The sequence below is a fragment of the Knoellia subterranea KCTC 19937 genome, from assembly GCF_000768685.1.
Taxonomy (GTDB): domain Bacteria; phylum Actinomycetota; class Actinomycetes; order Actinomycetales; family Dermatophilaceae; genus Knoellia; species Knoellia subterranea.
Genome location: NZ_AVPK01000008.1, coordinates 106,645 through 120,007 on the forward strand (window position 1 = coordinate 106,645; position 13,363 = coordinate 120,007).

General features: G+C 68.8%; 15 protein-coding genes. 10 read left to right on the forward strand and 5 right to left on the reverse strand.

Features of this window, described 5'->3' with window-relative positions:
• Positions 1-137: 137 nt before the first annotated feature.
• Complete coding sequence (locus N803_RS13650) at positions 138-1,883, reverse strand: sensor histidine kinase (RefSeq protein WP_052112292.1); 1,746 nt, start codon at positions 1,881-1,883, stop codon at positions 138-140.
• Positions 1,880-2,530 (reverse strand): response regulator, encoded by a 651-nt coding sequence (locus N803_RS13655; RefSeq protein WP_035906190.1) that lies wholly within the window; start codon positions 2,528-2,530, stop codon positions 1,880-1,882. Before N803_RS13655 ends, N803_RS13650 begins: the two co-directional genes overlap by 4 nt.
• A gap of 155 nt (positions 2,531-2,685) precedes the next feature.
• Between N803_RS13655 and N803_RS13660 the strand changes: the two genes are divergently transcribed.
• From N803_RS13660 to N803_RS13680, 5 genes are all read left to right on the forward strand, one after another.
• A complete protein-coding gene (locus N803_RS13660; RefSeq protein ID WP_052112293.1) occupies positions 2,686-3,072 on the forward strand; it encodes a hypothetical protein in 387 nt (128 codons plus the stop codon).
• The gene (locus tag N803_RS13665) at positions 3,069-3,362 is read left to right on the forward strand and encodes a hypothetical protein (RefSeq protein ID WP_035906196.1); all 294 of its coding nucleotides are present in this window, start codon (positions 3,069-3,071) and stop codon (positions 3,360-3,362) included. Before N803_RS13660 ends, N803_RS13665 begins: the two co-directional genes overlap by 4 nt.
• Before the next feature lie 14 nt (positions 3,363-3,376).
• Positions 3,377-4,537: a flavodoxin-dependent (E)-4-hydroxy-3-methylbut-2-enyl-diphosphate synthase gene (ispG, locus tag N803_RS13670; RefSeq protein WP_035906199.1), complete on the forward strand. Its 1,161-nt coding sequence runs from the start codon at positions 3,377-3,379 to the stop codon at positions 4,535-4,537.
• Positions 4,538-4,626: 89 nt separating this feature from the next.
• The gene (locus N803_RS13675) at positions 4,627-5,472 is read left to right on the forward strand and encodes a GNAT family N-acetyltransferase (protein WP_035906201.1); all 846 of its coding nucleotides are present in this window, start codon (positions 4,627-4,629) and stop codon (positions 5,470-5,472) included.
• Between the two features lie 94 nt (positions 5,473-5,566).
• Entirely contained in the window at positions 5,567-5,920 is a 354-nt protein-coding gene (locus N803_RS13680) for a YciI family protein (RefSeq protein WP_035906202.1), read from the forward strand.
• A gap of 79 nt (positions 5,921-5,999) precedes the next feature.
• Here the strand turns inward: N803_RS13680 and N803_RS13685 are convergent, their stop codons facing one another.
• A complete protein-coding gene (locus tag N803_RS13685) occupies positions 6,000-6,506 on the reverse strand; it encodes a hypothetical protein (protein WP_035906203.1) in 507 nt (168 codons plus the stop codon).
• A 142-nt stretch (positions 6,507-6,648) separates the two neighbouring features.
• Between N803_RS13685 and N803_RS13690 the strand changes: the two genes are divergently transcribed.
• Positions 6,649-7,071, forward strand: coding sequence for a DoxX family protein (locus N803_RS13690; protein ID WP_035906204.1), 423 nt, complete (start codon positions 6,649-6,651; stop codon positions 7,069-7,071).
• A gap of 21 nt (positions 7,072-7,092) precedes the next feature.
• Here the strand turns inward: N803_RS13690 and N803_RS13695 are convergent, their stop codons facing one another.
• Positions 7,093-7,746, reverse strand: coding sequence for a pyridoxamine 5'-phosphate oxidase family protein (locus N803_RS13695; protein ID WP_245617272.1), 654 nt, complete (start codon positions 7,744-7,746; stop codon positions 7,093-7,095).
• Positions 7,743-8,273 (reverse strand): MGMT family protein, encoded by a 531-nt coding sequence (locus tag N803_RS19120; protein WP_084764523.1) that lies wholly within the window; start codon positions 8,271-8,273, stop codon positions 7,743-7,745. Before N803_RS19120 ends, N803_RS13695 begins: the two co-directional genes overlap by 4 nt.
• Before the next feature lie 35 nt (positions 8,274-8,308).
• On the opposite strand from N803_RS19120, the gene N803_RS13705 reads away from it, so the two are divergent.
• From N803_RS13705 to N803_RS13720, 4 genes are all read left to right on the forward strand, one after another.
• Positions 8,309-9,589 (forward strand): MFS transporter, encoded by a 1,281-nt coding sequence (locus tag N803_RS13705; RefSeq protein ID WP_052112294.1) that lies wholly within the window; start codon positions 8,309-8,311, stop codon positions 9,587-9,589.
• Positions 9,590-9,759: 170 nt separating this feature from the next.
• On the forward strand, positions 9,760-10,686 hold the full coding sequence (locus N803_RS13710; protein ID WP_035906205.1) for a peptidoglycan-binding protein: 927 nt from the start codon (positions 9,760-9,762) through the stop codon (positions 10,684-10,686).
• Positions 10,687-10,797: 111 nt separating this feature from the next.
• Positions 10,798-12,579, forward strand: coding sequence for a proline--tRNA ligase (locus N803_RS13715; RefSeq protein ID WP_084764533.1), 1,782 nt, complete (start codon positions 10,798-10,800; stop codon positions 12,577-12,579).
• Positions 12,576-13,361 carry an HAD family hydrolase gene (locus N803_RS13720; RefSeq protein ID WP_245617273.1) on the forward strand — a complete coding sequence of 262 codons (786 nt, stop codon included), beginning with the start codon at positions 12,576-12,578 and terminating at the stop codon, positions 13,359-13,361. Before N803_RS13715 ends, N803_RS13720 begins: the two co-directional genes overlap by 4 nt.
• The last annotated feature ends 2 nt before the right edge of the window (positions 13,362-13,363 follow it).

The following is a 13,363-nucleotide window of genomic DNA, read 5'->3' on the forward strand; positions in this document are numbered from 1 at the left end:
GGGACGACGGAGGAGTCCCGGCCCGGGGGAACGGATGAGGAGCCGCCGCAACGGGTACGGCGGCTGACGAAGAAGTGGAGGAGGGTTGGGACGACGGAGGAGTCCCGGCCCGGGGGAACGGATGAGGAGGCCGCCGCTCAGGCTCGGCGGCTAACGAAGGAGTGGGGGAGTTCCGCATGGACTCGACCGCCCTGAGGCGTGGGCTGCGCGCTCACCTGACCACCCATCTCTGCGGCCCGTTCGTGCATGGACGTGAGACCCACCCCGGGGACCCATTCGCTGTTCGGTGATCCAGTGTCGGTGACCTCCACGACGAGGACGTCGTCCTCGCACCGAAGGGTCACCGTCGCGGAAGTGCTGTCGCTGTGGCGTGCGACGTTCGTGAGTGCCTCGACGATGATGCGGTACGCCGCGACCTCGGCTGCGGCTGACAGTGGCGGCAGTTGCGCTGCGGCGGTGGTGACGGCGAGGTGCGTGCCGTCCCTGGCTCGCAGGGTGTTCACCTGCTGACGAACGGCTCCGACGAGCCCGAGTTCGTCGAGGGCGGGTGGACGCATCGCATAGACGAGTTGGCGCACCTCCGAGATGGCCGAAGTCGTCTCGGCCCGCAACGTTCGCAGGAGGGCCTCTGAACTGCTCGGGTCACTCCGGACGGTGTTGCTCGCGGCGTCTGCGGTCATCGCGATGCCGGAGAGGCGTGGGCCGAGCCCGTCGTGCAGGTCGCGGCGCAGGCGTCGGCGCTCGTCCTCGAGCGCGCGGACGCTCTGCGCCCTCGACTCCCTCAGATCCTCTGCCAGCGCCTCTGCGCGGAGGAGCTGGACGAAGACCGGAGCGACGAGCCGCAGGACCTGTTGGTCGGGTGCCGGCACTGCCACGTCGCCGGGTCGCAGTCCCACGACGAAGTTCGCCCCCTCGAGGGACAGCGAGCGGGTCTCGTCCGCAGGTTCCCCCGATGTCACCTCGCCCGCGGCGGGGACGACCAGCGACAGGTATGGCAGGGCCAGTTCGGCGCGCACGGCGTCGAGCGCCTGAGTGGAATCGGTCCAGGGCCGAGTCGCGAGATGCGTGGCGGCCGTGAGCGGATCGGGCCTCGGCCCGAACAGGAGGTGGTCGAAGACTCCGCGGAGCGCCCCTTGCAATGGGTGCAGTCCGAGGGCGGCAATCGCTCCGACAGTGGCGAGGACCCCGATGGCCGGCGGGGTGCCGCCGAGGATCTCGAGGAACGAGCTCACCAGCACGAGAGCGGAGAGATAGACGATGCCGGCGACGACGAAGACGACGACGCGCACCACGAGAGTGCGGACGTCGATGATGTCGGGCAGGGCCACGCCCACGTACATCGACGGCGCGAGCAGGGTCCACAGGAGGGTTCCGGCGGCGGCGCCCGCCGGGGTCGGGGAGAGGAAGAGCAGGAAGCCCGAGGCGAGCGCGACCGCCCCGCCGACCAGCGCCACCCACACGAGGGCCCGCCGATCCTGCTCCCGGGCGTGCTCTATCCGCCACCACGTGTGCGCGATCAGCACAGTGACGGTCGCGATGCCGAGTGACCCCAGTGCGGTGTCGTTGTGTGACTGGAGCGCTCCGAGCGCCGTGGCTCCCATGACGGTCGTGGCGGCGATGAAGTCGGCCGGATTGCGCCACGTCCATCGCGGGTAGAGCACCACCCCCAGCAGGAGCAGCCCCGCGCTCACGATCCACAGGCCGACGGCAGCGTCGCTTCGATCGCGCGAGTCGAGGACGGTGCCGATGAGGCATCCGAGACCGGCGGCGACGAGGCATCCGGCGGCGTTTCGGGTGGCCCCTTTGACGAGCAGTGCCGTCCCGCCGCAGAGGAGGGAGAGCCCGACCGCAGTGAGCGCCGCGAGAACCGGGTAGGGCGTCACGACGGAGAACCCAGACCTCCGTCGCGAGCCACGATGATCGCGGCGGAACGGTCGGCCACCTCGAGTTTGGCGAAGATGCTCGTGAGGTGGTTGCTCACCGTCTTGGGGGAGAGATACAGGCGCTCCGCGATCCTGGCCGTGGGAAGCCCCGACGCCAGGAGGTCGAGCACGGCGCGCTCGCGCTCCGTGAGCTGCGGGAACGGATTCGTCTCGGGCTGCGGCGCCTCGGCGAAGAACGCGAGCATGCGTGCAGCCACCCCAGGACCGAAGATCACCTGACCCGTCACGACAGCCCTGATGGCCCCGAGGATCTCGTCCTGACTCGCACCCTTGAGGAGGTACCCGCGGGCCCCGGCCCGCATCGCCGTCAACACCGTCGCGTCGTCGTCGTACATCGTCAACATGAGCACGGCCGTCGCGGGCTGGACCGCACGGATCCGGCGCGTGGCCTCGACACCGTCGACACCCGGCATACGGACATCCATCAGGACGACATCGGGACGCAGGATCTGCACTTCGCGCACGGCGTGTTCGCCGTCGGCGGCTTCTCCGACCACGATGAGCCCCTCGAGTGTCCCGATGAGGGCGCGCAGACCGCTCCGCACGACCGGGTGGTCGTCGGCGATGAGGATCCGGATCGACTCCACGACCCCATCATGAGGGGCAGAGTGGCTCCGTGACCCGGGAACACTTTCCTGCGTGGTCGGGAAGCCGCCGGCACCACGAAGGGAACTCAGCGTCTGGAAACAGGAAGCGCACGTCGCGCAGCGTGGAGGCATCCACTTCCGACACAGGAGCAACCATGAAACCGTCGTCCACCCGTCAGAAGGTCGGCCTCGTCCTCGCCGGCCTGCTGAGCTTGAGTTCCATTCCGTCCGTTCTCGCGCCCACCCCTGACGGCGAGGTTGGAGCCCCCTTCGGCATCCTCGTCCTGTCGTCCGTCCTCGGCGTCGTCGGCCTCGTGGCCGTGGTCGTCGCCTGGGTGCGTTCGAGCGGCACCGCGATCAGGGTGGCGGCAGGCTGCCTGATCGTCACTCTCCTGGGGTCGTTGCCGGCGTTCTTTGTCGACGTGCCGGCGATCGTCAGGTTCGGCACGGCCGCGTCCGCTCTCGTCACCGTCCTCACGATCGCACTGATGTTCTCCGGCGTCCGCGGCAACGCGGTCGGCGCGGAGGGGAGCGCGTCATGATCGCCATCGTCACGCTTCTGGTCGCGTTCCCGGTCGGCTACTTCTTCCGCAGCCGGCTGGCAGCAAACACCGTGTATGCCGTTGCCTATCTCTGGGCGTTCGTCTTCCAGAGCGTCTATCTCCTGCTTTCGGTCGGCCAGCCCGAGGCCGCGTTCACTTCGGGCGACTTCCCGTGGGACTACGGGCTGGTCACGGCTGCCGTCTTCGGAGCCGGTTTTGCCCTCGTGGCCGCGGGGCAGTGGGCACGATCCCGCCGCGGGGCTGCCGCGTCGGCGGTCCAGGAGGCGTGAGGGATACTGGAGGCATGACTGTTGGTCTCGGAATGCCGTCCCTGCCCGCCCCTGTGCTGGCGCCGCGTCGCAAGACCCGCAAGATCCAGGTTGGCAAGGTCGCCGTCGGCGGAGACGCCCCCATCTCGGTGCAGTCGATGTGCACGACCCCCACGACGGACATCAATGCGACCCTCCAGCAGATCGCCGAACTCACCGCCGCTGGCTGCGACATCGTGCGTGTCGCGTGCCCCAGCCGTGACGACGCCGAGGCCCTGCCGGCCATCGCGCAGAAGTCGCAGATCCCCGTGATCGCCGACATCCACTTCCAGCCGAACTACGTGTATGCCGCTATCGACGCCGGTTGTGCCGCCGTGCGCGTCAACCCCGGCAACATCCGCGCGTTCGACGACCAGGTCGGTGAGATCGCCAAGCGCGCCAAGGCCGCTGGCGTCTCGATCCGCATCGGCGTCAACGCCGGTTCCCTCGACAAGCGCCTGCTCGAGAAGTACGGCAAGCCCACCGCCGAGGCCCTCGTCGAGTCGGCCGTCTGGGAGGCGAGCCTCTTCGAGGAGCACGACTTCCACGACTTCAAGATCTCCGTGAAGCACAACGACCCGGTCGTCATGGTCAAGGCCTACGAGCTGCTCTCCGAGCGCGGCGACTGGCCCCTGCACCTCGGCGTCACCGAGGCCGGCCCGGCCTTCCAGGGCACGATCAAGTCGGCGACGGCCTTCGGCGCGCTGCTCTCCAAGGGCATCGGCGACACGATCCGCGTCTCCCTCTCGGCTCCGCCGGTCGAGGAGGTCAAGGTCGGCAACCAGATCCTCCAGTCGCTCAACCTCAAGCCGCGCAAGCTCGAGATCGTCTCCTGCCCGTCGTGCGGTCGCGCCCAGGTCGACGTCTACACCCTCGCCGAGCAGGTCACGGCCGGGCTCGAGGGCATGACCGTGCCGCTGCGTGTCGCCGTCATGGGCTGCGTCGTCAACGGGCCCGGCGAGGCCCGCGAGGCCGACCTCGGTGTCGCCTCGGGCAACGGCAAGGGCCAGATCTTCGTCAAGGGTGAGGTCATCAAGACCGTTCCCGAGAGTCAGATCGTCGAGACCCTCATTGAAGAGGCCATGCGCATCGCCGAGGAGATGGGCGAGCCCATCGACGAGGAGTCGGCAGGCGCCCCGAGCGTCACCGTCGGCTGAACGCATCGGCGAGCGGACGGCTTACACATCGTTCGTGAATTGATGCACGACGGCAGGTGAACGCCAGCGACGCCGCCTAGGCTGAACGCGTGCTCCGCACCCGCACCCCGGTGAGGTCGCTCACCAAGGCCGACGTCGACGACGCCCTCGAGCTCTGCTCGCGCAACGTCCCGGCGCACGTCTTCGTGGCCGCGCGGATCCTCGAGGCGTCCTCGACGGGAACGCTCGGTTCCGCGATGGTGGTGCGAGAGGACGGGCACCTGTCGTCGCTGTGCTGGGCCAGCGCGAACGTCGTCCCCGTCGAGACCACGGCCGAGGCCCGTCGCCTGTTCGCCGAACGCATCCGCCGGTGGCGAGGTCGCGTCGCGTCACTGCTCGGTCCCCGTGAAGAGGTCGTCGACCTGTGGGACGACGTCGAACCGCACTGGGGGCCGCCGCGAGCGATCCGTGCGCACCAGCCCTTGCTCGCGACGTCGACGCCACCCTCGGCCCTGGGCGTGGTCCCGGATCCGCGGGTCCGTCCCGCTCGGGCCGACGAGGTGGACCTGGTGCTGCCCGCCGCCGAGCACATGTTCACCGCCGAGATCGGGTACGCGCCCTATACGGGTTCGGCGCGCGGCTATAGGGGGTCGCTCGCGGCCCTGATCGCGCAAGGTCACACGTATGTCGTCGTCGAGGGCGGCGAGGTGATCTTCAAGACCGACATCGGGTCGCTCGCCCTGGGGTGCGCACAGTTGCAGGGCGTGTGGCTGGCACCGCGGCTGCGTGGACAGGGACTGGCTGCGCCGATGCTCGCCGGGGTCATGGAGCAGGTGATGGCCGGGCCGGCGCCCCTTGTGTCGCTCTATGTCAACGACTTCAATGCGGCGGCGCTCGCGACGTACCGGCGATTGGGGTTTGCGCCGGTGGGAGATTTCACGACTGTCCTGCTGTGACGCGCAGGCTCGGAGAAATCCCTTGGCCGGGTGTCGATGCGAGACCTGCTCGTTCGTCATGGGGTTGACCGTTCACAAAGGGAAGGACCACACCATGCAGTTCCTCATGCTTGTCTGCCGCGACCGTTCCGACTCCGCGCAGCCGCCGTCGCAGGCCGATCGGGAGGGGGCGCCGGACGTCGAGCAGTGGTGGCGGGCCGCGAACGACGCCGGGAAGTACGTCATGGGCGAGCGGCTCCGCCCCGTCGAGGAGGCTCGCAGCGTGCGCGTGCGCGGCGGAGAGGTGCTCGTGAGCCAGGGCCCCTTCACGGAGACGAGTGAGCTGATCGCCGGGTTCGACGTGCTCGAGTGCGACTCCATGGAGGAGGCCGTGCAGATCGCCTCGGGTCACTCGATGGCGCACGGCGGGGTGATCGAGGTCCGGCAGATGTGGCCCTTCGAGGACTGACGGCGCCCGCGTCACGGTCCTTGCACAGGCGTAACGGGTGACGCCTGTGCAAGGACCGTGACGTCGATGTCAGTGCGCGTCAGCAACCGCCGCAGTTGTAGTAGAGGATGTCCCAGTGGTTGCTCTCGCGGGCGTAGATGTTGCCCGCGCCGGACTTGTACTGCCGGGCGCCATCACCGCGCAGCCCGATGTAAGGGAACGTGCCGGTGATGTAGTTGCTGATGCAGGTGTAGGGCGAGATGTCGAGCTTGTAGCCATTCCAGTGGCTGTACGTGCCTGACGCGTGACCGGTCTCGGTGCCACCGGTGATGAGGATCGAGCATCCGCTGGCTCGCTTGAGGGTGATGATGCCGTCGATGGTCGCGCTGTTGACCTGGTCGAAGGACGTGCACGTGGACACGTTGCGGTTGCTGCACCCGCCGCTCGAGGTCCAGCTGATGCCTGCGGCGCTGAGCTTCGCGGTGGCCTGGGCGTGGGTGAGCTTGGTGACCGCGGACGCGGACGGTGCGGCGGTGAGGACCGCTGCGACGGAGACGGCCGCGACGGCGGATGTGCGCGCCGCGCGTGAAGAGAGGGCGTTCAGCATGATTCCTCCTGCATCGATGGATGAAGCCGGTGCCTTCGACGCTAGGTGGGCTCGGGCAAACGTCCGGTCAACACTGCCTCTGGACTTGGTCAAGGGATGTCGCCCGGGCGGCGCGTTGGCAGTCCTCTGACACGATGAGCCCATGCCGAAGACGACGAAGCTGACGAACCCGACTCCACCGCTCGACAAGGCCACGATCGGGCTCGCGACCCTCTTCCTCACGTCCGGGACGACCCACCTCGTGCGGCCCCAGGTTTTCGAGGGCATCGTCCCCAAGGTGCTGCCGAAGCGGCGCGAGCTCGTCTATGTCAGCGGTGTGGCCGAGATCGTGTGCGCCCTCGGACTGCTCCACCCGCGCACCCGCAAGGTCGCCGGTCTCGCCAGCGCAGCACTGCTTATCGGCGTGTTCCCGGCCAACGTCAAGATGAGCGCCGACAACGCGAAGCGCGCTCAGCGCAAGGACGACGTCGGGTCGAAGGCCTTCTTCGCCGGCACGGTTGCCCGCCTGCCGATGCAGTGGCCGATGATCCGCACGGCACTGCGCGCCAGCGGCCGTCTGCGCTGAGCCTCGACCTCAGTCCCGGCCTCAGTACAGCCCGGAGGAGTAGCTCGCGCCGTAGTACACCTCCAGCGCCGCGACACTGTCGAGGGGGCGCTCGGTGAGGTGCGCGATGTTGGCGCGTGACGGCACTGCCCCCGGCTGCCACGTGTCGGGGTGCCACAACTTGCTGCGCATGAACGCCTTGGCGCAGTGCCCGAAGATCTCGTCGATCTCGACCACCAGCGCGAGCACCGGCCGGTGTCCCTTGACGACCATGTCGTCGAACCAAGGCGCGTCGGACACGAGATGGGCGCGTCCGTTGATGCGCAGGGTGTCGCCGCGACCGGGCATGACGAACAGCAGCCCGACGTGCGGGTTGGCGAGCACGTTGCGGTAGCCGTCGGCCCGGCGGTTGCCCTTGCGCTCGGGGATGGCGATGGTGCGGTCGTCGATGACGTGGACGAACCCGGCAGGGTCACCCTTGGGTGAGGCATCGCACGACCCGTCGGGGGCGGACGTCGAGACGACGACGAAGGGTGTCGCCGCGATCCACTGCCGGTCGATGTCGAGGAGCTCGTGGCGCACCTTGTTGCGCACCGCGTCCGTCGGGTCGCCCAGGAGGGCGGTGATTTCCGAGTCGGTCGTGATGCGGTGGGCGTTCGCAGGGTGCGCGGCGGTCCCGGGTTGCACGTCGGTCACGGCTTCCACTCCAGGTCGGCGTCGGTCAGTGCGGAGTCGAGGATGCCGAGTGCCTTCGGGCCCATGCCGTGCAGCGCGGCGATGTCGGCGCGAGTCCACTCGGACAGCTCCTCGAGCGTCGTGATGCCGACGTGCTCCATCGCGTTCTGGGCCGGATTGCTCGTCTTCGGCAGCGGAGTCCCCATGGCTTCGAGAGTAGCCGCGATCCGTTGCCGGTATGCCGCGGCCAGGGCCTCGAGGTCCGCGCGGTAGTCCGCGATCCGGCAACCCAAACCGTTGCGCTTCACGAGGATTCCCTCGTCGGCCCAGTGGGGGCGTGCCTGCGTGAGCAGCGGTGGGGGAAGGTCTCCGGCGGCGTTCGTGATCCGCCACCAGGGCAGTCCCTCGCTGTGGTGACGCATGAACGCGCCCACCTGTCGCGGGCCGATCCCGACGATGGCGGCGAGGTCGCCGTAGGACACGACCCGCCCCCTCGGCACGAGCTCGACGAGGGTCAGCACCCGCTCGATCGTCAGCTCACTGGCCATGAGGGCGAGCCTGCCACGACACCTAGGATGAAGCGGTGGTGGGACCCGAGATCGTCGTGAGCACTCAGTCGCTCCCGAGCCTCTGGCGGGACGGCGACTTCCTGCGCTACTGGGGCTCCCGCGCGGTCACGATGATCGGCTCGTCCGTCACCGCGGTTGCCCTGCCCGTCCTCATCTACCACCTCACCGGTTCACCCGCCCTGACGTCCGGCCTCAGGGCGACGAGCACCCTGTCGATGGCGGCTTTCGGCCTCGTCGGCGGCGTCCTCGGCGACCGCTTCGACCGCCGCCGCATCATGATCACCGCCGACCTCGTCAGCGCGCTCGCCATCGCGAGTCTCGTCGCGGCTCACCTTGCCGGGGTCCTCACCGTTCCTCATGTGTATGCCGCCGACTTCGCCTCCGCGTCGGCGGCTGTCCTTTTCGACGGGTCCAGTGCCGGAGCACTGCCGACCCTCGTGGGTCGACCACGATTGCCGGAGGCCAACGCCCGCATCTGGGGCACGCAGGGAGTCCTCGACGTCGTCATGCCGGCACTCGCCGGGCTGGCGCTCGCGATCTGGTCGCCGGCCAGTCTCCTGGTCATCGATGTCCTGTCGTTCGTCGGGAGCGCCCTACTCGTGCGCGCCATCCGCGGTGCCCTCAACGAACGGCGTGCCAGGACCGTCAGGACGACCGCCCGGGACCTCTGGGCGGACCTCGTCGAAGGCGTCACCTTCCTCCGACGCCATCCGACCCTGTGGCCGCTCGCGATGGTGGCGGTCTTCGGGGCCGGGTCGGCGGCCGCCCTGCTCGGCCTCATCGTGCCGTGGGCCGACCGCGTCCTCGGTGTGGGCACGAGCGGGTGGAGGTTCGGGATGCTCTTCGGCAGTTGGGCGGCTGGTGCGTTCTTCGCGTCCTTCCTCATGCCGCGACTGAGCCGGCGGTATGGAGCGATCCGGCTCGCGCAGTGCCTCTTCCCGGCCATGACCGTGCTGTTGCTCGTCCTCAGCCGGCTTGATCGCTACGGCGGGGCGCTCGCGGTCTACCTCGCCCACGCCACCCTGCACGTCCTGGTCATCAGCGCCACCGTCACCTATCGCATGCAGATCGTTCCCGAACGCCTCCTGTCCCGAGTGAGCACTGCATCACGCACGCTCTCGTGGGGTGGCGGCGCGACGATCGGGGTTCTCGTCTCGGGCCAGCTCGCCTCGCACTTCGGCGTGAGGGCCGCCCTCCTCGCGGTGGCCGTCGCCAACGGCTGTGCCGCCCTGCTCGCCTGGGTGCCCGCCCTGCGGCGAGCGGCACCCACGGCGCGGTACGCGGAAACGGCGTGACCGGCATACCTGCCTGCATGGGCCATCCGAACCAGCCCGAACCGGTGGGTCCGGCTGGCCCGCCCGAGTGATGTGACCACGCTGCGCAGCGAGGACAGTTGAAGTGACGACGCGACGGGCAGGCCGTCGCAATGCCGGGTCGTCTGGTCTGGGGTGGAAGGAGACCAGACATGACACTCGCGCAGATCGCCGCAGGAACGAAGAACGTGTCGGTGCAGGACTACACCGGCGGGGTCCCGTTGGCCAAGGAGTTCCAGAACCGTCTCACCGTCCTCGGGTGCCTCGACCCGCCGGCGGACGGTTCCGTGGGTCCGGTGACCAAGCTCGTCGTCCCGACGTTCGCCAAGGTGCTCAACCTGCCCGCGGCCGACGGCATCACCCCCGCTGTCGCCAGGGCGATGCTGTCGCAGACCGCCGCGACGTTCCTGCCGTGGTCGTTCGGCAACGACTTCCCGAGCAAGCTCGTGCGGTTCATGTTGGACAAGGGCTTCTTCGTGGCGCGACTTCCGGGCTTCCTCACGATCGTCTACATCGAGGGTGCCGACGAGAACGGCCGTCCCAACCCGGACAAGTTCAACCAGTTCAACGACCGGCGGATCGTCCTGCGCCGAGAGCCGAACGGGCGGCCGGTGATCCTGCACAACGCCCTCGCGACGACCGAACCGGGGAAGTTCTTCACGGAGAATCCGCCCAAACCCGAGGGCGCCGCCCGCATCGCCTTCGGGCAGTACAAGGCGTGGCGGGTCGGCTTCCACAAGGCCAGCCAGTCGCCGCCGACGCGGCACGAGGCGTTGGTCCAGGTCGGAAACATCACGATTCACCGGGACAAGAACAAGGACGGGAAGCGCGTTGACGCGCAGGGCAGGGAGGACAAGAAGTTCACTGGTGACGGGTTCGGGATCAACCAGCACAACGGGCACGACAACCCCGTGGACAACGTCGGGAAAACCAGCGCGGGCTGTCTCGTCGGCCGGAGCGTGGCAGAGCACAAGGAGTTCATGGCTCTCGTCAAGACCGACCCACGGTTCAGGGCGACCAAGGGTTACGTCTATCTGACGACGGTCCTCAACGGGGACCACTTCGGCGCCTTCGCCTGACGTGAGTCGCGCGGCCGTGCGGACGACACGGAATCCGCGTGAACGGCATACCGGGTCGTCGTTATCCTTGGCGGGTTCCCACCCACGAAACCCTGGAGACCCACTGTGGCCATGCGCATGTCCTCGCTGTTCCTGCGAACCCTGCGCGACAACCCGGCGGACGCCGAGCTGCCCGGTCACCGGCTCCTCGTGCGCGCCGGCTACATCCGTCGCGCAGCCCCCGGCATCTACACGTGGCTGCCGCTCGGGCTCAAGGTGCTGCGCAAGGTCGAGGCGATCGTGCGTGAGGAGATGGACGCGATCGGCGCCCAGGAGCTGACGTTCCCCGCGCTGCTGCCGCGTGAGCCCTACGAGGCGAGCAACCGCTGGACCGAGTACGGCGACAACATCTTCCGCCTCAAGGACCGCAAGGACGCCGACTACCTGCTCGGGCCGACGCACGAGGAGATGTTCACCCTCGCGGTCAAGGACATGTACTCGTCCTACAAGGACCTGCCGCTCAGCCTCTACCAGATCCAGAACAAGTACCGCGACGAGGCGCGTCCGCGCGCCGGGCTCCTGCGCGGCCGCGAGTTCATCATGAAGGACTCGTACTCGTTCGACGTCTCCGACGAGGGTCTGGACGCGTCCTACCAGGCGCACCGCGAGGCCTACATCCGGATCTTCGACCGGCTCGGCTTCGAGTACGTCATCGTCTCCGCGATGTCCGGCGCGATGGGCGGCTCGGCGAGCGAGGAGTTCCTCGCCGTGAGCGAGATCGGCGAGGACACGTTCGTCCGCAACGACGCCGGGACGTATGCCGCGAACGTCGAGGCAGTCGTCGTGCCGACCGCTGACGCGGTCGATGCGTCGGGTATGCCGGCCGCCCACGTCGAGGACACGCCTGACACTCCGACGATCGAGACGTTGGTGTCGGTGCTCAATGCCTCGCATCCGAGGTCGGACGGGCGCGAGTGGACGGCCGCGGACACGCTGAAGAACGTCCTCGTCATGCTCGTCCACCCGGACGGCACCCGCGAGCCGCTCGCCATCGGCGTGCCCGGGGACCGCGAGGTCGACGCCAAGCGACTCGAGGCTCAGGTCGGCCCGGCCGAGGTGGAGGCCTTCGAGGAGAAGGACTTTGCGCGCTACCCGATGCTCGCCAAGGGCTACATCGGCCCGGGCGTCCTCGGCGAGGAAAAGTCGTCGGGAATCCGCTACCTCCTCGACCCGCGCATCGGTGCGGGTTCGGCGTGGGTGACAGGTGCCGACGAGACGGGCAAGCACGTGCTCGACCTCGTCCACGGGCGCGACTTCACCGCCGACGGCACGATCCAGGCGGCCGAGGTGCGTGAGGGCGACGCGAGCCCGGACGGCAACGGTGTCCTGCACACGGCTCGCGGCATCGAGATGGGCCACATCTTCCAGCTCGGCCGCAAGTTCGCCGAGGCGCTCGACCTCAAGGTGCTCGACGAGAACGGCAAGCTCGTCACCGTCACGATGGGGTCCTACGGCATCGGTGTCTCGCGCGCCGTCGCCGCGATCGCCGAGGGGAACCTCGACGACGCGGGCCTGATCTGGCCCCGCAACGTCACGCCGGCCGACGTCCACGTCGTTGCCACCGGCAAGAACCGTGAGCGCGACGGCGACGTCTTCGCCAAGGCCGACGAGCTCACGGAGGCGTTCGAGGCCGCGGGTCTCGACGTGATCTATGACGACCGCGAGAAGGTCAGCCCCGGCGTGAAGTTCAAGGACTCCGAGCTCATCGGCGTCCCCACGATCGTCGTCGTCGGCAAGTCCCTCGAGAACGGCATCGTCGAGATCAAGGACCGTCGCACTGGCGAGCGCCGAGAGGTGCCCGTCGACTCGGTGCTGGACGAGGTGCTGGCCGAGGTCCGCGGAGCCACCGCGTGACGTCGGGCGTGAGCGGCGCCCGCCCGCTCGACGCAGTCATCTTCGACTGGGGCGGCACGCTCACGCCCTGGCACGACGTCGACCTGCCCGAGCAGTGGCGCGTCTTCGCCCGTGAGGTGCACGGCGTCCCCGTCGACTCGCCCGACGTCAGCGAGGCCGACCTCGAGCACGCCCAAGAGCTCGCCGACAAGATCCTCGCCGCCGAGGACGCCGCGTGGAAGCGCGGTCGCGAGGACCACTCCAGCGCGACGCTCGAGCAGGTCCTCGACGCGGCTGGGGTGGACGCCGAGAACGACCGGCACCACCTGGCGCTCGCGGCGTACCAGGGGTTCTGGGAGCCGCACACGTTCACCGATCCGCAGGTGCGTCCGCTCTGGGAGGGGCTGCGCAAACGCGGTCTGCGTGTCGGCGTCCTGTCCAACACGATCTGGTCGCGGGAGTACCACCGCGAGATCTTCGAGCGTGACGGCGTTCTCGACCTCATCGACGGTGACGTCTACTCGTCCGAGATCGACCATGTGAAGCCGCACCCTGAGGCGTTTCGGGCGGCCTGCGCCGCCGTGGGTGTGGAGCCGGCCGCCGCCGTCTATGTCGGCGACCGAATGTTCGAGGACGTCCACGGACCGCAGCAGATCGGGATGCGCGCCATCTGGATCCCGCACAGCGACATCCCGACCAACCAGCGCGTGGAGGTCACGGCCGTCCCCGACGCCCGCGCCCACGAGCTGATCGACATCCTCGACATCGTCGACGGCTGGGGCGCAGCCGCCTCGCGCGACTGAGT